18 protein-coding genes are annotated in these 17,901 nt (G+C 63.1%); 6 read left to right on the forward strand and 12 right to left on the reverse strand.

Annotated features, from left to right (window positions below):
* Positions 1 to 10: 10 nt before the first annotated feature.
* Complete coding sequence (locus HV744_RS03330) at positions 11 to 973, forward strand: response regulator (protein WP_175148114.1); 963 nt, start codon at positions 11 to 13, stop codon at positions 971 to 973.
* A 30-nt stretch (positions 974 to 1,003) separates the two neighbouring features.
* Here HV744_RS03330 and HV744_RS03335 read toward each other — a convergent pair whose 3' ends face one another.
* Both HV744_RS03335 and HV744_RS03340 read right to left on the reverse strand, forming a co-directional pair.
* On the reverse strand, positions 1,004 to 1,954 hold the full coding sequence (locus HV744_RS03335; RefSeq protein ID WP_175148115.1) for an alpha/beta hydrolase: 951 nt from the start codon (positions 1,952 to 1,954) through the stop codon (positions 1,004 to 1,006).
* Positions 1,947 to 2,456, reverse strand: coding sequence for a thioesterase family protein (locus tag HV744_RS03340; protein ID WP_175148116.1), 510 nt, complete (start codon positions 2,454 to 2,456; stop codon positions 1,947 to 1,949). Before HV744_RS03340 ends, HV744_RS03335 begins: the two co-directional genes overlap by 8 nt.
* A gap of 381 nt (positions 2,457 to 2,837) precedes the next feature.
* Between HV744_RS03340 and HV744_RS03345 the strand changes: the two genes are divergently transcribed.
* Positions 2,838 to 3,164 carry a DUF4148 domain-containing protein gene (locus HV744_RS03345; protein ID WP_175148117.1) on the forward strand — a complete coding sequence of 109 codons (327 nt, stop codon included), beginning with the start codon at positions 2,838 to 2,840 and terminating at the stop codon, positions 3,162 to 3,164.
* A gap of 97 nt (positions 3,165 to 3,261) precedes the next feature.
* On the opposite strand, the gene HV744_RS03350 is transcribed toward HV744_RS03345, so the two are convergent.
* From HV744_RS03350 to HV744_RS03375, 6 genes are all read right to left on the reverse strand, one after another.
* Positions 3,262 to 3,435, reverse strand: coding sequence for a hypothetical protein (locus HV744_RS03350; RefSeq protein WP_175148118.1), 174 nt, complete (start codon positions 3,433 to 3,435; stop codon positions 3,262 to 3,264).
* 179 nt (positions 3,436 to 3,614) lie between these two features.
* Positions 3,615 to 4,727, reverse strand: a complete 1,113-nt coding sequence (locus tag HV744_RS03355) for a porin (protein ID WP_175148119.1) — start codon at positions 4,725 to 4,727, stop codon at positions 3,615 to 3,617.
* A gap of 82 nt (positions 4,728 to 4,809) precedes the next feature.
* Positions 4,810 to 6,060, reverse strand: a complete 1,251-nt coding sequence (locus HV744_RS03360; protein ID WP_175148120.1) for an MFS transporter — start codon at positions 6,058 to 6,060, stop codon at positions 4,810 to 4,812.
* An 88-nt stretch (positions 6,061 to 6,148) separates the two neighbouring features.
* On the reverse strand, positions 6,149 to 7,114 hold the full coding sequence (locus tag HV744_RS03365; protein WP_175148121.1) for a PDR/VanB family oxidoreductase: 966 nt from the start codon (positions 7,112 to 7,114) through the stop codon (positions 6,149 to 6,151).
* A 12-nt stretch (positions 7,115 to 7,126) separates the two neighbouring features.
* Positions 7,127 to 7,909: an SDR family NAD(P)-dependent oxidoreductase gene (locus HV744_RS03370; protein WP_175148122.1), complete on the reverse strand. Its 783-nt coding sequence runs from the start codon at positions 7,907 to 7,909 to the stop codon at positions 7,127 to 7,129.
* A gap of 85 nt (positions 7,910 to 7,994) precedes the next feature.
* Positions 7,995 to 9,266 carry an aromatic ring-hydroxylating dioxygenase subunit alpha gene (locus HV744_RS03375; protein ID WP_175148123.1) on the reverse strand — a complete coding sequence of 424 codons (1,272 nt, stop codon included), beginning with the start codon at positions 9,264 to 9,266 and terminating at the stop codon, positions 7,995 to 7,997.
* A gap of 150 nt (positions 9,267 to 9,416) precedes the next feature.
* Here HV744_RS03375 and HV744_RS03380 point away from each other — a divergent pair, with 150 nt between their 5' ends.
* Together HV744_RS03380 and HV744_RS03385 are read left to right on the forward strand one after the other, a co-directional pair.
* On the forward strand, positions 9,417 to 10,205 hold the full coding sequence (locus tag HV744_RS03380) for an IclR family transcriptional regulator (protein ID WP_175148124.1): 789 nt from the start codon (positions 9,417 to 9,419) through the stop codon (positions 10,203 to 10,205).
* A 91-nt stretch (positions 10,206 to 10,296) separates the two neighbouring features.
* On the forward strand, positions 10,297 to 10,629 hold the full coding sequence (locus tag HV744_RS03385; protein ID WP_175148125.1) for a porin family protein: 333 nt from the start codon (positions 10,297 to 10,299) through the stop codon (positions 10,627 to 10,629).
* A 44-nt stretch (positions 10,630 to 10,673) separates the two neighbouring features.
* Here HV744_RS03385 and msrA read toward each other — a convergent pair whose 3' ends face one another.
* From msrA to msrB, 3 genes are read right to left on the reverse strand one after another with little or no spacing between them, the layout of a single operon-like run.
* On the reverse strand, positions 10,674 to 11,441 hold the full coding sequence (gene msrA / locus HV744_RS03390; protein WP_175148126.1) for a peptide-methionine (S)-S-oxide reductase MsrA: 768 nt from the start codon (positions 11,439 to 11,441) through the stop codon (positions 10,674 to 10,676).
* A 57-nt stretch (positions 11,442 to 11,498) separates the two neighbouring features.
* Positions 11,499 to 13,370, reverse strand: coding sequence for a cytochrome c biogenesis protein DipZ (locus HV744_RS03395; protein WP_175148127.1), 1,872 nt, complete (start codon positions 13,368 to 13,370; stop codon positions 11,499 to 11,501).
* Positions 13,371 to 13,417: 47 nt separating this feature from the next.
* A complete protein-coding gene (msrB, locus tag HV744_RS03400; RefSeq protein WP_175148128.1) occupies positions 13,418 to 13,930 on the reverse strand; it encodes a peptide-methionine (R)-S-oxide reductase MsrB in 513 nt (170 codons plus the stop codon).
* Positions 13,931 to 14,140: 210 nt separating this feature from the next.
* On the opposite strand from msrB, the gene HV744_RS03405 reads away from it, so the two are divergent.
* Both HV744_RS03405 and HV744_RS03410 read left to right on the forward strand, forming a co-directional pair.
* Entirely contained in the window at positions 14,141 to 14,887 is a 747-nt protein-coding gene (locus HV744_RS03405) for a response regulator transcription factor (RefSeq protein WP_175148129.1), read from the forward strand.
* On the forward strand, positions 14,884 to 16,377 hold the full coding sequence (locus HV744_RS03410) for a HAMP domain-containing sensor histidine kinase (RefSeq protein WP_175148130.1): 1,494 nt from the start codon (positions 14,884 to 14,886) through the stop codon (positions 16,375 to 16,377). Before HV744_RS03405 ends, HV744_RS03410 begins: the two co-directional genes overlap by 4 nt.
* A 28-nt stretch (positions 16,378 to 16,405) precedes the next feature.
* Here HV744_RS03410 and gabD read toward each other — a convergent pair whose 3' ends face one another.
* On the reverse strand, positions 16,406 to 17,866 hold the full coding sequence (gene gabD, locus HV744_RS03415) for an NADP-dependent succinate-semialdehyde dehydrogenase (RefSeq protein WP_175148131.1): 1,461 nt from the start codon (positions 17,864 to 17,866) through the stop codon (positions 16,406 to 16,408).
* Positions 17,867 to 17,901 lie beyond the last annotated feature (35 nt).

Genomic DNA, 17,901 nt, shown 5'->3' on the forward strand with positions numbered 1-17,901 from the left:
CACGTGAAACATGAACAATTTTATTCGACCACCTGTTTTCTATCCGGCAACGGTTGTTTTCGTCGATGACAACGACAGCTACCTGGATGCGTTGCGCCGGTTCTTTCCGGACACTTTGACCAATCTGTTTTTCACGCGGCCGCAAACCGCGCTCGGTTTCATCCGTCAGCACGCGCGCGAGAATTCGCTGGAGTTCGCTTCAGCGTCGGCCTGCCTGAGCGAGCCGGGTGTCGAGCGGTTCCTCGAAACGTCGGCCGAGCGGGACGTCGTCGCGCGGCGTTCCCGTTTCGAGGAAGTCGCCGCGGTTGTCGTCGATTACGACATGCCGGGCATGAACGGCGTCGAATTCCTCTCGTCGATATCCCATTTCCGTTGCGCGAAAGTGCTGCTGACCGGCGTCGCGAACGAGACCGTCGCGGTCAAGGCGTTCAATGCCGGCATCGTGGATCTGTATCTGCGGAAAACGGACGCGGATTCGGCCAACCGGCTGGTTCATTTTCTGAAGGACGCCAAAAGCCGGCATTGCTCGGAATCGGGCTGGCTGGCGTTGGGCGAGAACGGCATGACGTATTGCGATCCGCGAACGCGCAAGGTGATCGACGACGTGGTGGCCGCGCAAGGCATCATTGAGTACTACTGGCGTCCGGAGCAGAACGTGATTCTGATGTTCGACCACGGCGGCAACCCGAGCGTGTTCGTCGCGTGGGCCGAGAACGACTGGATCTCGCAGGGCGAGATCGTGGCCGACGAGGGCGGCCCTGCCGAACTGTTGAGGCAACTGGCGGTGCGCGAGGTGATGCCGCTGTTCTGGCCGGACCTTGCCTACCGTGGCGGCATGGAGTTCAGGAAGCTGACACCGCGCGGCATCCCGGGCTGGGGCGACGCGTTCTATGGCTGGACCCGCATCGATCCGGCCGAGGTGGGCTTGGACCTTCTGACATTCTCGCAGTGGCGCAATGAGCGCAATCGCTGACTTTGGCTGACCTCACGGATTCACGCCAGACTAACGGCGAGCCTGGGCGGACAGAAAATCGCACACCTCCTTATGCATTGCCTGCACGCCGGGGCTCGATTCGAGCGCGCGCCAGCATCCATGCACAAGCCCGACGCCGATACTGAGTCGCGCGTCTCCACCTGCTGCAATGATCCGCTCGACAAAGACGCGCGCATCGTCCCTTAACGGATCGTGTTCGACGCCGAACGCAAGCGTCGGCGGCAGGCCGTCGAAGCGCGTCGCAGCGAGCGGGATCGTCCACGCGGGGTAGGACGCGGACTCGCCGTTGCCCCAATACGAATCGCGGAACGTATGAACGTCGACAAGCGTGAGCATCGGTGCATGCGCTTCGGTGTCGCGCGCCGGCAGTTCCGGCTCGGTGCCGAGCATCGGGTAGACCAGCGCCAGCCCGCGCACGCGCCGCATGCCGTCGTCGCGCAGCCGCATCGCGATGCTGGCCGCGAGCGTGCCGCCGGCACTGTCGCCGGCCAGTTGCAGCGCGGCGTCGGTGTGCAGATCGAAAGGCAGGCGCCCTGCCAGCGCGGCGAGCGTCACCGCCATGCAGTCGTCATGCGCGGCCGGTGCACGGTGTTCGGGAGCGAGCCGGTAGTCGACCGCGACCACGTCGAGCCCGGTATCCGCAGCGATGCGCGCAGTCACCATCTGATGGCTGTTCAACGAGCCGAGCACGAAGCCGCCGCCGTGAAAGTACAGCACCGTGCCGCGGACATCTCCGTGAGTCTTGTCACGATGCCGGTAAAGCCGCAGCGCGATCGCACGACCCGCGTCGGTTGTTAACCCGGCGTCCTGGGTCGTGATCTCGTCCGGCAGCGGCGGGGTCAGCATCGCCGCATACCGGTCGTACATTTCGCGCTGCTCACGCGGCGTCGATGCGGCGGTGTGCGCGGGATAGATCGCGGTGGCCCTTGCGATGAATGCGGCAATTTCCGGTTCAAGCATGTCCACTCCCATTGCGTTGCGTTGTGCCGGGCAAGCCGATTGCACGTCCCGCAAATCTTGCCGGCGGCAACGCGGCGTGGGCGTTGGCCAACTCCCGCACGTGGGCCTCGACATCGCGATCGAACGCTACGGCTCGTGGCCCGCTGGTGTCGACGTGCAGCAACATCTGCTCGCCTGCGGCCACAGGCTCGTCGTCAGTCCCGCTGAACATTTCGAGGTACAGATGCAGCCGCTTCGCATCGTGCCCGAGCACTCGCATGTCGACCCGAACCTGCGCGCCTTCCTTGATCTCATGCAGATAGTTGAGGTGCGCTTCGAGCGTGTAGATCGAGCGCCGGCGCTCTTTGCGCACCGTGTCGGGCAAACCGATCAGGTCGATCAACACATCGGTCGCGAAGCTGAAAATCAGCATATAGAACGCGTCGCGCAAGTGGCCGTTGTAGTCGACCCATTCGGCCCGCACGGTGTCGCAGTAGGAGGGCAGAGCAACGTGTTGCGGCATGGGCGATTGGTCTCCTTGATTCACATGTACTGGCCGTGGCGCCGCGCGCTTGCGATGCCCGGGTGCTGACGCCTCGCTGCCCAAGCGAAGGCGAGCGATTCGTGGTGGCGAGTCACACCTACATTGTGTGGCGGCCCACCTCGGCGCCTCGGTACAGGTCCGGATAGCGACCGGCAGGCGTCAGGTGGCCGTAATACCCCGCAAGATAGCACGGTTAAAAGCGCGAACACCCGCACCCGCGCCGAATTATGACGTTCGACGCAACAGTGAATTCTTGGTTTGTGGGTTTACCCTAGATTACTAGGTCCCTAGAGTGTCCCCATTCGCTGCAGACACATAGGTCTCCAGCACCGCATAAAAGAATCTCTGGAGGTAGGAATCATGAAATCGCTGATCGAAGCTGTCGTTATCGCTGCTCTCATTACCGCGCCGCTCGCCGCTTTTGCTCAATCCAATCAGCCGCTCACTCGCGCTCAAGTGCGCGCCGAACTGGTTCAACTGGAAAAGGCCGGCTATGACCCAGCTACCGCGAACAACTACGACTACCCGGAAAACATTCAAGCGGCCGAAGCGCGTGTCGCGGCCCAAAACGCCAACGCGCAAACCAGCGGCTATGGTTCGGCAGCCAATGGTTCGTCGCAGGCAGGCAGCCGCACGGACGCGACGTCGAGTTCGTATTCGGCTCCGGTCGCCAGCTACGGTCATTAGTCGACCGCGGCGCGAGCCCGGCTCTCGCGCTGGATTAATGTGCATCGAACACGAATGGCTTGCTTTCACCGCATGGTGAAGCAAGCCATTCCTACATTCAGGCCCGGGTATAAGCAGGCTTCGGCCCGATTTGCTGGCCGCTCACTTCGACTCGCGGCGGAGCATCGCACGCATCGATTTTGATCCGCTCAATGAGCTGATCGGTCTTGCGGGCGCTGAGCACCGGCGCCATCAAATCGCGCGCCTTCGCGTTGACGGCTTCGGTATTCAATGGGTTCTCCTTGGTGCCGGGCGGGAAATTATTATGCGGATCCGCTCAAATCCTCTCGACTCCTCAGTCCGAAATAGCCCGAAGAATTCGGGTAGGTCAGATGTTATACGCGTTCTATCGCAACTGGTTGCGCCGGCGCCGCGTGTGTCGCCGCAACATACTCCACTCGCACCGGCAACCTAAAACGTATGCACAATCCCGATTGCGATCGCTAGCTGATTTGCACCTGTCGCCACGGGCGTCGTAGATCCCGTCGCGCTCAACGCAGACTTTGCGCTGTTTATCACGTAAGTCACATCGGTATATAGTGCTGTCCGTTTGGAGAGCCAGTAGTCAGCGTTGACCCCAGAACTCAGCGCGTGGGCCGATACTGTGCGATACGAGTGATAATAGGACGCCGCCGAGAGATCAAGTTGCGGCGTCACCTTATATCGTAGGCCACCAAATGCCATGTATTGTGGCGGCGATGCCTGCAGGGTAGCCGCGATCGTGTTGAGCACCAGTTCGTAGCCGCCGTAAAGCGTTGCGTTGCCGATCTGCCAGGATCCGCCCGCCACGTACCGGCGCTCGCTATCGCTCGCCGATGCGGCGCTTTGGCCCTGCCGCTGTTCATAGGCGAATGTCAGATTGATGGGTCCCCGACGATAGCGGGCTCCGACGTCAAACTGCTTCCCGATCCGGAACGCCCCGGGAACCTGTCCGCCGTTGGGCACCGTGGAGTCGTAGCCGAAGCTGTAAAGAACATTTGCCTCGAAAGGCCCCGCGTGACCGAGGTACGCAATGGCGTTATCGGCCCGTCCGACGAACTGGGAATCCTGTGCCGAAAGCCCGTAGCTCGAATAGTTCAGGGGATCGAGCGGAAGAAAATACCGGTACATCGGCGTCATCTGACGTCCAGCCATCACCGTGCCAAAGCGATCCGACTCGAGACCGACAAACGCCTGCCGACCGAACAGCCGGCCACCCTGCTGTAGCGCTCCGCTATTCGTGGCGAATCCTGATTCCAGCGTGAAGATCGAACGCACGCCCTCGCCGAGATCTTCCTTTCCTGTAATGCCCCACCGCGAATTGATACGGTTACCGGTGTTGACCCTGAATAAGTCGCCCGATCCTTGCTTCGCCGCATGACTCACGTATTCAACACCTGAATCGACGATGCCGTAGAGGGTCGCCGAGGATTGTGCATGCGCACCGGCGCTCGTGCCTCCTCCAATTCCACAGGCGAGAAGAATACTCAATGAACGGATCGCACTGTTTGACTTCACCGTCAGTCTCCTTTTCGCTTCTTTCATTTATTTAGTCATCCAAAATTGTACAAGCGGTCAAGCCGGCATGAAAACATCTGTTGTTACTCACTCCGGTTTTATCGCACCTTCATTCCCGGGCAATGTGCTTGCTGACAAAGAACATTGCACAGACGCCCACCAGGGGTCCGACGGCGAGGGTAAGCAGCGCGAGCATGAACGAATGGGTGTTGCCATATACATGGCCCACTGCGAGAGGAGACACGGCACTTCCCATCTGCCAGACAGCATTGGTCCATCCGGCGCTGGCACCGGCAAGACGCTTTCCTGACGCATCGCTGACCTGCGCCATCAGAACGGGAAGGTAGCCGAACGAAAAGGCTCCGAGTATCGGCGCCACCAGATAAAACTGCGCCGTTGTCGAGCAATTGCCAAAAACCAGCAGTGTGACCACGAAAGCAAGGAGACAGAGGATCGACATCAGCTTGCGTGAGACACCCGGCAGGTCGGAAATCCATCCGAGTGTCGGTTTGGCGATCATCGCTCCTATGCCAAACGATGCGATGATGGAGCCCGCCACGACTGGCGCAATGCCATACTGCCTGGTCATCAGCGCATTGCCCCACGCGCCGAACCCCACGGTTGCCCAGAGACCTCCGCATCCGGCAATGGCAAGGATGATCAGATTGCGGTTGCGCAGCAGGCCTAGCATCTCCTTCACGCTGTTTCGCGCAGGCTGCGAATCGTTTGCGGGCCGGTTCTTCAACAGCAGCAGCGCGACAAAACCCCACGCAAACGTAACGACGCCGAGCATCCGGAAAGTGTTGGACCAACCGTGCTGCGCGGAAAACGACGGCACCACGGCGTTGGCGATGATCACGGCCAGTGACGTGGCAGTCGTGTAAATACCCATGGCGCGACCGCGGTCCCGCGTAAACCAGGCGGGAATGATTTTCATGCCGGCAGAGTAATCCGCGCCCGCGGCAAAACCCATGGCAAGCTGGATCACGATCCCGGTCATCAACGAATGGGTAAAGCCGAAGCAGAAAGTAAAGACGCCTAGCGGCAGCAGGGCCAACGTCAGCATTGTCCGTCCGCCAAGCAGGTCAGTCAGTATGCCGCCGACCACATTGGCCAGCACATAGCCCACATAGAAGGCCGTCACGAACGCGCCGAGCAGGGCGACTTCGAGCCCAAGAGAGGCGCCCACGGGTGCCGCGACCGTGCTCCACGCCACCCGGTCGATATAGCTGAGCAGGAACGCCGCCCATACGATAAACAGTGCAACCCACCGGTAACTGCTCGCCTCTGTGCCTGCGGAGGTTTCCGCGGTCCAGACTCCACTGGATACGTCGCCAGACGACGCCAGATTTTTCTCCATGACTCCTCCGATGCAAGGCGTGCGCGCGGCCGCCGTGATGTTCTGATTCTTGATCCAGCCTGTCGATGCAGGCTGGTATGTCCCACTGCTACAGATCGAGCACGAGCATCCGCGACCTGGCCCGTGAACAGCACGGCAGGAACTGATCGTTGCGAGCCTGCTCGGCGGGCGAGAGATACAGATCGCGATGATCGGGCTCGCCATCCAGGACCCGCGTGAGACAGGTTCCGCAAATACCCTGCTCGCACGAGACCGGCACGTCCACGCCAGCTTCGGCGAGCGCCTGAATAACGGTCCGGCCGGCGGGAACCGACACGACGCAACCGGAGCGCGCCAGCCGGACATCGAACGATGACTCGTCGCCTGTGGCTGCCGGCGCCGCGGCAAAATACTCGTAGTGCAAGCGCTCGGCAGGCCAACCCAGCGAACGCGCCGTGTCGAGCACTGCGTTCATGAATCCCTGCGGGCCGCATACATACAGATGCCGTTCGGGTTGCGGGTTTGCCAGCAGCGCATTGAGATCGATGCGTTGGGCACCTTCGCCATCATCGAAGTGATACTGTACCCGGTGTGCCCACGACGAACGCGCGATCCGTTCCGCGAAGGCCGCGCGAGCGCGCGATCGGGTGCAGTAGTGCAGGCTGAACGCAGCTCCCTCGCGATCCAGATGCTCGGCCATGCAAAGCAGCGGCGTCAGTCCGATGCCTCCCGCGCACAGCAGATGTTCGACATTGCCCTTTGCGAGCGCGAAATGATTGCGCGGCGCATTGATCTGGATTTCGTCGCCCTCATGCACGGCATCGTGCATGCCCTTCGAGCCGCCACGTGATGCCATATCGCGCAGGACGGCGATCAGGTATCGATCACGCTCCGACGGCGCATTGCACAGCGAGTACTGCCGGATCAGTCCACCGGGTACGTGCACGTCGATATGGGCACCCGCCTCGAACGGGGGCAGCTCGCCTCCATCGAGGCTGACGAGTTCGAAGCTGACAATGCCGTCAGCCTCGGCATGCCGGCGCGCAACGCGCACGGTAATTCTGGGATTGTTCATGCCGCCCGCCCGTTACATGATCGACAGACCACCGTCGACCATCAGCGTCGTACCGGTGATGAACGATGCTTCGTCACTCGCGAGCCACAGAATCGGCCAGGAGATTTCTTCAGGCGCGGCCCACCGCCCGATCAACGACGTATCGTGCCTCTGTGTTTTGAGAACCTCGACGCTGTTGCCCGCGGCGCGCGCCCGGTTGACGTGAAAATCGGTGAGCGTGGAACCCGGACATACCGCATTCACGCGCACCCCGTGCGCCGCCTCCTCGAACGCGAGTGTGCGTGTCATCGCGAGCATGCCGGCCTTGGTCGCGTCATACAGGCCCATGCCCTTTCGACCCGTCACGGCGTAGCAGGACGACACATTGACTATGCTGGCAGAGCCCGACTGGCGCAGTAGAGGAAGCACCGCCTTGCAATAGTTCGATGTGCCAATCAGATTGACTGACACCATGGCTTGCCACTCGGCCGGCGTTGCCTCCGCGAGCGGACTGTAATTGCGCACGGCGGCATTGTTAACCAGCACGTCGAGCCCACCGAACGACTCGGCGGCATGCTGAGCCGCGCGTAGCGCATCGGCTACGCTGGACACATCGGCCACGAACGTTTTGATCCGGGCGGATGGATCCAGCCGGATCAGTTCGTCAGCGACATTTGCCAGCCCTGCCGGGTTCGCATCGACCAGCACGACGGCCGCACCCTCGCCACAAAACACGCGGGCCGTCGCGCCCCCGATTCCACCACCGCCACCGGTGATCAACGCGACCTTGCCTTGAAGTCTTGTACCTTGCTGCATTTCATGCCGACGTTGCGCCGGCCTCCTTATTGCGGAATACGCAAACAGTGATCGAAAAAGCCGGGCGAGCGCCCGGCTCAGGAAATCAGATCGAGTAGATCGGCTGCCCTTTGCCGTCGACAAGGTGAATCGCAGCCCATTCCTGCGGCTTCTGATCACGTGGCAGCAAGGCGCCTGCTGCCCGCACGCGCTGCTGATCGGCGTCGATCGCGGGCGGATCGGAATCCGGGAGCAGCGCCGTCGCTGCCTCGTACAGCATGCGACGCGCCATCACGATCGCACGGTCGGTCGGCAACAGCTTTTCCTTGCTGTGGTCCTGGATCGGCCCCATGCTTTCCTGCAGCGAAGCATCCTGCATGGCAAAGCCGAATACGCCCGAATAAGCCCGCTTGTCCTTCTGTGCCTGGCGGTCGATGAGGTAATCGTTGTCCTTGTTGGCCCGTGGCCGGAACGTGCCCGGCTCGTATTCGCAGTGGATCCCCTTGCCCGCCTCCAGGTCGGTCAACTCCTGCTCGTTCAACGGACGGTCGGGACGGAAGTTGATGCTCCAGGCCCAGCAGTTGTTGTCGTCGATCGGTACCCACACGTGGCCCGCCAGCGAATGGCCGCCGAATGGCGGGATCAGCGTGTACCACGGAAACAGCCACTGCGTCACACGCCAGTAGTACGAATCCGGTTCGCCATTGCGGCGGCCGAAGAGCGTCAGGCCAAACTGCGTCTTCTCGATTTCGAAGATCACATTGCCGTCCGCCTTGATGTAGTCGAGCGCCTTGGTGCCCTGATGCATGGGGTCTTCGTCGACTTCATAGCGATGTACATACGATACGTGGCTCGTATCGATCCCGCCTTCCATCGCCTGCAGATAGTTCGATTCCTGGAGTCGCTTGGAAACGAACACATGGCTTGCGGGGAGATTGCACCACTCGAGATCGGGCGGAGCCGGCTGGCGGTCCTTCGGTCCCATGTAGGCCCAGACGATTCCAGCGCGCTCGATGCACGGATACGCCGTGATGCCCATGTGCTTGCACGCCTGAGGCGCGGACGGCACGTCGACACAGTTGCCGTCGCGATCGAATTTCAGGCCGTGATACGCGCAACGGATGCCGTTTTCCTCGTTGCGACCGAAATACAGCGACACGCCGCGATGCGAGCAAAACTCGTCGATCACGGCCGGGTTGCCTTCTGAGTCACGAAACGCCAGCAGTTTCTCGCCGAGAATCTGCACCCGCACCGGCGGGCAGTCCGGATCGGCAATCTCGCCCGTTAAAAGCACCGGCACCCAGTAACGACGCATGAGATTGCCCATTGCGGTGCCCGGGCCTGTGCGCACCAGGGTTTCTGACATGTTCCTGTCCATTCTTTCCTCCGAATCAGGTTTGCGTGTTGTCCGCTGTGTGAGAATTAAATTTCATTGTACGGACAGTTTAATCTGAGTCAAGCACTCAGCACCCAGGAGTTTCACTACAATGCGAAATCAGCTAGGGCCAGAAAGAACAGGAAATTTCAGATGGAAGAGAAAAAATCGCATGAAAGTGTGCGTGCAGTCGAGAGAGCGCTGGAAATTCTTCTGGCGTTCCGGCCTGGCGACGACGAACTGTCAGCGGCCGAACTGCTTACCCGCGTGGATTTGAGCCGACCGACGTTGTACCGGCTGCTCAATACGCTCGAGCAGCAGGGATTTCTCGTCTCCTCTGGGGAGCCGCAGCGTTTTCGCCTCGGGAGTGCCGTCGCACATCTGGCGCATGTCTGGATCACGGGTCAAAGCGTCGCCGAGCTTGCGCAGCCTATGCTGCGAAAACTGTGGGAAGCGACTGCGGAAACGGTGGCCCTGTTCGTGCCTGACGGCGTGTATCGCCTGTGTGTCGCGGAGATCCAAAGTGCGCAGCCGCTGAGTTTCCGGCGGGGTGTCGGTTACCGCGAAAAGCTCGTGCTCGGAGCGAGTGGCCGGTCGATCCTTTCCCAGATGCGGCTTTCCGCCGAAGAACTAGGCCGCTACATCTCCGATTCGAAACCGGACGTCGCGCGCCTGCTCACCGAGCTGGAAACGATTCGCACACAGGGCTTTGCAACAAGCCGCCATGAATTGATCGAAGGTGCCGTGGCGGTCGCCGCACCGTTCTTCAATGGGGCAGATCAGGTAGCCGGTTCAATCTGCATATTCGGCCCGAGCGTGCGCGTCACTGATGAGCGGGTCGTGCTGTTTGCCGAGCTGCTCAGACATGAAGCAGGGAACCTGTCGCGAGCCTTGGGGCAGCAGGCGAGGCAGGTGCTCGATAAGGCAGGTTCCCGTTCATAAGGACCGGCTGTGCGAGGTCCGGCGAGCGCTTCGACTCACGCGTCCGTCGCTGCAAACGGAGGCGATAGTTGCCGCCCCAAAGACCTGCCGCTTGCTTGACGGGACCTCCAACGGACGCCTGTGTCGAGAATACGGATCCCGGCTTCTCCGAAGCGGACGTTGCAAGTCGACGGACCAGCAGCGCATCATCGGCGCGGGGGCGAGCTACGACTTCGGCATCGTCAACGTGCTCGCGAGTTATACGAACGTGCTGTTCAACTACCCGGATTCGTCGGGGCTCAGGCTGCAAAACGGGGAACCAGGCGGTTATAAGCGCTTTACGCCTGCGTGGCTCGTGGGTGTGTCGTATGTATACACGGCCGGCGATTACTCCGTTTTCGACGAGATCACGCCCGACTACCGCAACCGCGAGACTGCCTGTTGAGCGGAGAACCGGGCGCTGCCGTGCTCCACGTCTCAAGGAGCGAATCAAAAAACGCAGCAGCGCCCAATTGCCTGCCACGCGCCCGTCTTCAGCAATACCGGATCGTTGCGGTACAGCTCGGGAAACATTCGCTTCAGTCCGCTCACTTTCGGCAGATCGTTAATGGCGATATACGGGTAGTCGGGATGAAGGGCGAGGAAGTTCTGGTGATAGTTTTCCGCTGGATAGAAGCCCTTGAAGTCCTCCACCCGCGTGACGATCGGCCCGGAAAACACATGCGCCTTGTCGAGCTGCGCGATGTATGACGTCGCGACGCTGCGCTGCTGCGCATTGGCAGGGAAAATCGCCGAGCGGTATTGCGTACCGTGGTCGGGGCCCTGATAGTTCAACTCGGTGGGGTCGTGCGCGACCGAGAAGAAAATCTGCAACAGACGTCCGTAGGTAATCTGCGTCGGGTCATAGGTGATCTGCACCGACTCCGCGTGTCCGGTATCGCCGTCGCTGACGGTTTCATATTGCGCGGTGCTCGCCGCGCCGCCCGCATAGCCCGCGGCGACCTGCTTCACGCCCCGCACATGTTCGAATACGCCTTGCACACCCCAGAAGCAGCCGCCCGCCAGCACCGCGGTTTCGCTATGCGTTGCGCCGACCTGCTCGTCCTGAACGGGCGGTGGAATCTTCGTCGCCGCTTCGGCTGAATTCGCGAAGCGCTGCGCGGCCAGCACGCTCGCCGCAATCGCGATACAACCGGCGACTCGGGCGATGGTCGAGCGCTTGCGCAACGAAGCTTTGATGACAGATGTCGTGTTCATGATGCGAGTCCCTCAAATGGTCATGAATGGTCGTCGATTGATGCGGTGCGGTTTGGATCAGCCGAACGTAAATGCGTAGGCCTGCACGCCCGGATCCAGAAACTCGATCGAGAACGTGTGGTCCGCGACGTCGCCCGGTTGCCGCACGAGCTGGTAAAGGCGTTGTTCAGTCACCGTGCCGCTGCCGTCGGCGGCGCTATCGGCGCCATGGGCCGCGCCGGGCGCCGCGCCATCCACGCTCACGCGAAAGCGCACCGGCTTGCCGTCCTGGCCCGGGCCGAGCACCAGGTGCAGATCGCGCGCATGAAAGCGATAGACGATGCGCCCGTTCGCCGCCGCGAGACTCGCCTGCTCGGCGCCGACCTTCCATGCGCCGGCCAGCCCCCAATCGTTGACGGCGGGCTGTGACGGCGCCGTATAGGTATGCACCTTGTCCTGCGCCGCGCCACCGGGCGACGCGAAGTTCTCCGCGCGTTGATAGCCGACGTAGGTTTCCTGCGACTGCAGATCGGCGTTGTCGGCGGCGGCCTGCACGCCTTGCGCGCTGGTGCCGGCGATGCCGAGCGCGACCTTCGTCGCATTCGCATGACCCGCCTCGGCGAGCAGTTGCTGGATCACCTTTTCCGACTCCGCGTAGTCGCCTTCACCGAAATGGTGGTAGCGGATCTGACCTTGTGCGTCGACGAAATAATGTGCCGGCCAGTACTGGTTGCCCAGCGCGCGCCAGATCGCGTAGTTGTTGTCGATCGCCACCGGATAGTCGACACCGAGGTCGTGGGTCGCCTTCTTCACGTTGTCGATATTGCGCTCGAACGCGAACTCCGGCGCGTGCACGCCGATCACGACGAGCCCCTGGTCCTTGTACTTCTGCGCCCATGCTTTGACATACGGCAGCGACCGCAGGCAGTTGATGCACGAGTAAGTCCAGAAATCGACCAGCACGACCTTGCCGCGCAAGTCCTGAGTAGTCAGCGGCGGCGAATTCAGCCACTGGACGGCGCCGTTCAGCGACGGCAGCACGCCTTCGACGGGCAACGGCGCAGCGTCGCCGGAAGTGGCGTGCGTCGCGCGCATCATCGAACCGGATGCGTCGGCGGTGGTGGCACTCGCGTTTGCATTGGCGTCGGCAGCGGGGATGGCCGGCGCGTTGCCGCTCATCATCGCGCCGTCGTTGTCCGCCGCAGCCTGCTTCGCTGGCTTCGCGTTGGGCGAGAGCCGGTCGACCAGTTTCTGTTCGAGACCGCCGGTGGCGACCGTCGACACCCGCGCCAGCACGCCGGTGTCGAGACCGAGCGAGATCGCCACGACGCCAAGCAGCATCGCCGCGCCGATCCCGCGGCGGATCCATTCGCCCGCGCCCAGCGAACGCTTCATCGCCGTGAACACGCGGCCGCCGATCAACAGTGCCACCGCGAGTGAGGTCGCAGCGCCGGCCGCATAGGCCGCCAGCAACAGCGTCGTGCCGACGCTCGCGCCGCGCAGCGCGGCGCCGGTCAGCACCAGCCCGAGAATCGGACCAGCGCACGGCGCCCACAGCAAGCCGGTCGCGATGCCGAGGAGAAACGACGAACCCGCGCGAACCTGCTGGCCGTCGGCCTGCGCGAAGTTCGACAGACGATTGCCGGCGCTGACGAACGGGCGCATCAGATGATCGGCGAAACGCGGCAGCAGCAGCGTCAGGCCGAACACGGCGAGCAACGCGATGGCGAGCCAGCGGCCATACTGATTGGCCTGCGTGACCCAGCCGCCGCCGACGGCGGCGAGCGTCGCGACGAGCGCGAACGTGAGCGCCATGCCGGCGAGCAAGGGCAGGCCGCTGCGGACGAACGGCTGATCGGCGCGCGCGAACACGAAGGGCAGCACCGGCAGAATGCACGGGCTGAGGATCGTGAGGGCGCCGCCGAGATAGGCGAGAACGATGAGTAGCATGGCGGTTCCAGGCGTGGATGTGGGTCGTTCAGCGGGAGCGCGCCGGCTCAGGCGGCAGCCGGCGTAAAGATCATTGCGACGCCGTTCATGCAGTAACGCAGGCCGGTCGGTTGCGGGCCGTCGTCGAACACGTGGCCGAGATGGCCGCCGCAGCGCCGGCAATGCACCTCCGTGCGCGACACGCCGAACGAGCGGTCTTCGCGGGTTGCCACGGCATGATCGAGCGGCGCCCAGAAACTCGGCCAGCCAGTGTGGCTGTCGAACTTCGTGCGCGACGCGAACAGGTCGAGCCGGCAGCCCGCGCAGCCGAACACGCCGGCGCGATGCTCGTCGTTCAGCGGACTGCTGTACGGCCGCTCCGTGCCTTCATGACGAAGTACGGCATACTGGGCCGGCGTCAGCGACTCGCGCCATTGCGCGTCCGTGCGGGTGACTTCGAAGTTGTCGTTAGGCTTGCCGGCCTCCACCGGCGCGGCGGCGAGCGGCCGCCAGCGGCTTGCGGCGGCCAGCGCGGCGAGCGCCGCCGCGCCTGAAAAAAGGAAGCGCCTTCTGCATTGCATGATGAGCTCCTTGCTGCGAGGTTGTGCGCGGTTGCTAAAAGTGGCCTCATCGTAGGGCGTGCCCGGTGTCGAAGTCCTCACGAAAAGTTAAATTAAATGTGATAACTCGCCGCCCGAAAATTTTGCACAATGACGCCACGGCCCGCGTCGGTTGAAGGGTTCTTGAGCCAACGCGCCGAACCACGTTCCGCCACGCACCCAAAGCCCTCCATGGACCATCCGAAGCGCATCCTGATCGTCGAAGACGACGTCGACATCGCCAACGTACTGAGCCTTCATCTGCGTGATGAACGTTATGAAGTCGTGCACAGCGCCGACGGCAACGAAGGGCTGCGTCTGCTGGAGCAGGGCGGCTGGGACGCGCTGATTCTCGACCTGATGCTGCCCGGCGTCGACGGTCTGGAAATCTGCCGGCGCGCGCGGGCGATGACGCGTTATACGCCGATCATCATCACCAGCGCGCGTTCGAGCGAAGTGCACCGGATTCTCGGCCTCGAACTGGGCGCCGACGACTACCTGGCCAAGCCGTTCTCCGTGCTCGAACTGGTGGCGCGCGTGAAGGCGCTGCTGCGGCGCGTCGAAGCGCTGGCGAAGGACTCGCGCATCGACGCGGGCAGCCTGCAGATCGCCGGGCTGACGATCGATCCGCTGACGCGCGAGGCCGCCGTCGACGGTGCGCCGATCGAACTGACGCCGCGTGAATTCGACCTGCTGTATTTCTTCGCGCAACACCCCGGCAAGGTGTTCTCGCGGATGGACCTGCTCAACGCCGTGTGGGGCTATCAGCACGAGGGCTACGAGCACACCGTCAACACCCATATCAACCGGCTGCGCGCAAAAATCGAGGCCGATCCGGCCCAGCCCGAGCGCATCCTCACCGTCTGGGGACGCGGCTACAAGCTGGCCGTGGCCGGCGACGCGCCGACGCCGGCCGGCACTCACAAGGACGCGCCGTGAATCTGACGCTGACCCAGCGGCTCTCGCTCGTCTTCTCCGTGCTGCTGCTCGCCTGTTGCGGCGCGTCGGCATGGCTGCAGATCCGTTCGAGCGATCTGCATGAGAAGGAAGTCGTGCAGAGCCTGTCGAAGAACCTCGCCGACCATATCGCGCACCGCACCACGCTGATGGATGCGAACGGCTTGCGGCCCGACGCGGTGCGCCAGCTGTTTGGCCAGTTGATGATGGTGAACCCGAGCGTCGAGGTCTATCTGCTCGACAATCAGGGGCGCATTAAGGGCGACGACGCTCCGGCGGGCCACGTCAAGCGCGAACAGGTGGATCTCGCGCCGATCCGGCGCTTTATCGCGGGCGACGCGCTGCCGATTCTCGGCGACGACCCGCGCAGCGTAGACGGCAGAAAGGTGTTCAGCGCCGCGCCGCTGCAACTGAACGGCCAGCCGCCGTCTGGTTATATCTACGTGGTCCTGCTCGGCGAAGAGCACGACGCGCTCGCCGCGCGCGTCGCCGCCAGCTCGGTGCTGCGCACCACGTTGTGGTCGATGGCGCTGGTCGCGCTGCTGGGATTGCTCGCCGGCCTGATGGCGTTCGGCCTGATCACGCGGCCGCTGCGCCGTCTCACCGACGCGATGCGCCGCTTCGACGCGGACGGCGAGCCGGATACGCAGCCGAGCGTGCCGCGCTCGGCGCCGGCCGGACAGCGCGACGAAATCGCCGTCCTCGAAGCGACGTTCGCGCAGATGGCGAACCGTATCGGCGATCAGTGGCGCGCGTTGACGCGACAGGACCAGCAGCGGCGCGAGCTGATCGCCAATATTTCGCACGATTTGCGCACGCCGTTGACGTCGCTGCACGGCTATCTGGAGACGCTGTCGGTGAAGGCCGACACCCTTGGCGAAACGGAGCGCTCCCGCTATCTGGCGATCGCGCTGGCGCAAAGCGTCAAAGTAGGGCGGCTCGCGCAGGCGCTCTTCGAACTGGCCCGGCTCGAACACGGCAACGTGCAGCCGGTGCTGGAGCAATTCTCGCTGGTCGATCTGGTGCAGGACGTGTTTCAGAAATTCGAGTTGCCGGCTGAGGCGCGGCACATTCGCTTGCGGGCGGGCATTCCGCGGCGTCTGCCGAACGTGTGCGCCGATCTTGGGATGATCGAGCGCGTGCTGACGAACCTGCTCGACAACGCGATTCGCCACACGCCCGCCGAAGGGGCGATCGACGTCGATCTTGCCTGCAAGGACGGCAAGGTCGAGGTGAAGGTGAGCGACACCGGCCCCGGCATTCCGGCCGCGCAACGCGAGGGTCTGTTCGAGCGTCCGTTCAGCGCGAGCGGCGCGCATCGCGGCGGCGGACTCGGCTTGCTGATCGTGCAGCGCATGCTGCAACTGCATCACAGCCAGATTCGTTTGCTCGATCGGGTGGGACCGGGTACGACATTCTGCTTCGAGCTGCCGACGGCGGATCAATCGAGCGCCGCCGGCATCCGGCTTTGACCGGCTTCGAAATAACTACGCGAGGCTGCTAGATCCCGCCGACGCACAGGTATTTGATCACCACGTAATCGTCGATGCCGTAATGCGAGCCTTCGCGGCCCAGGCCCGATTGCTTGACGCCGCCGAACGGCGCGACTTCGTTCGAGATCAGCCCGGTGTTGATGCCGACCATGCCGTATTCGAGCGCTTCGGCAACCCGCCACACGCGGCCGATATCGCGGCTGTAGAAATACGACGCGAGGCCGAACTCGGTGTCGTTGGCGAGGCGGATCACTTCTTCGTCCGACGAGAAGCGGAACAGCGGCGCGAGCGGCCCGAAGGTTTCGTCGCGCGCGACCTTCATGGCTGGCGTGACATCGGCGAGCACGGTCGGTTCGAAGAAGCCGTGACCGAGCGCATGACGCCGGCCGCCGGTGACGATGCGCGCGCCTTTCGCGAGCGCGTCTTCGATATGCGACTCGACCTTGAGCACCGCGGCTTCGTTGATCAGCGGACCTTGCGTGACGCCGTCCTCGGTGCCGCGCCCGACCTTCAGTTGCTCGACGGCGACGCGCAGTTTTTCGGCGAACGCGTCGTAGACCTTGTCGTGCACATAGAAACGGTTCGTGCAGACGCAGGTCTGGCCGCTGTTGCGATACTTCGATGCGATCGCGCCGGCCACCGCGGCGTCCAGGTCCGCGTCGTCGAATACGATGAACGGCGCGTTGCCGCCCAGTTCGAGCGACACCTTCTTGACTGTCGGCGCGCACTGCGCCATCAGCAGACGGCCGACCGGCGTCGAGCCGGTGAACGACAGTTTGCGCACCACCGGATTGCCGGTCAGTTCCGCGCCGATCGCTTTCGGCTCGCCGGTCACGACGTTGAATACGCCGCGCGGCACGCCGGCGCGCTCGGCCAGCACGGCGAGCGCAAGCGCGGAAAGCGGCGTGGCCTCGGCCGGTTTGACGATGATCGGACAGCCCGCCGCCAGCGCCGGTCCGACCTTGCGGGTGATCATCGCGGCGGGAAAGTTCCACGGCGTGATGGCCGCGCAGACGCCGACCGGTTCCTTGGTCACGACAATGCGTTTGTCGCTGGCCGGCGTCGGAATGGTGTCGCCGTTCACGCGCTTGCCTTCTTCGGCGAACCATTCGAGGAACGACGCGGCGTACTGGATCTCGCCCTTGGCTTCGGCGAGCGGCTTGCCTTGTTCGGTGGTCAGGATGCGCGCCAGATCGTCGGCGTTTTCCAGCATCAGGTCATGCCATTTGCGCAGGATCGTCGCGCGCTGTTTGGCGGTGGTCGCTCGCCATGCGGGCCACGCGGCGTTGGCGGTGTCGATCGCGCGGCGGGTTTCCGCCGTGCCCATCAGCGGCACCGTCGCGATGGTTTCGCCGGTAGCCGGGTTCCTGACTTCGAACGTCGCGCCGTTGTCGGCGCCTTGCCATTCGCCCGCGAGGTACGCGCGCGTTTGGAGAAGAGTCGGGTCTTTCAAGGTCAACGTGGTCATCGGTCTTTGGCTGTGAGGTCGTCGGGTCGAATCCG

Source organism: Paraburkholderia ultramafica (assembly GCF_902859915.1).
Taxonomy (GTDB): Bacteria; Pseudomonadota; Gammaproteobacteria; order Burkholderiales; family Burkholderiaceae; genus Paraburkholderia; species Paraburkholderia ultramafica.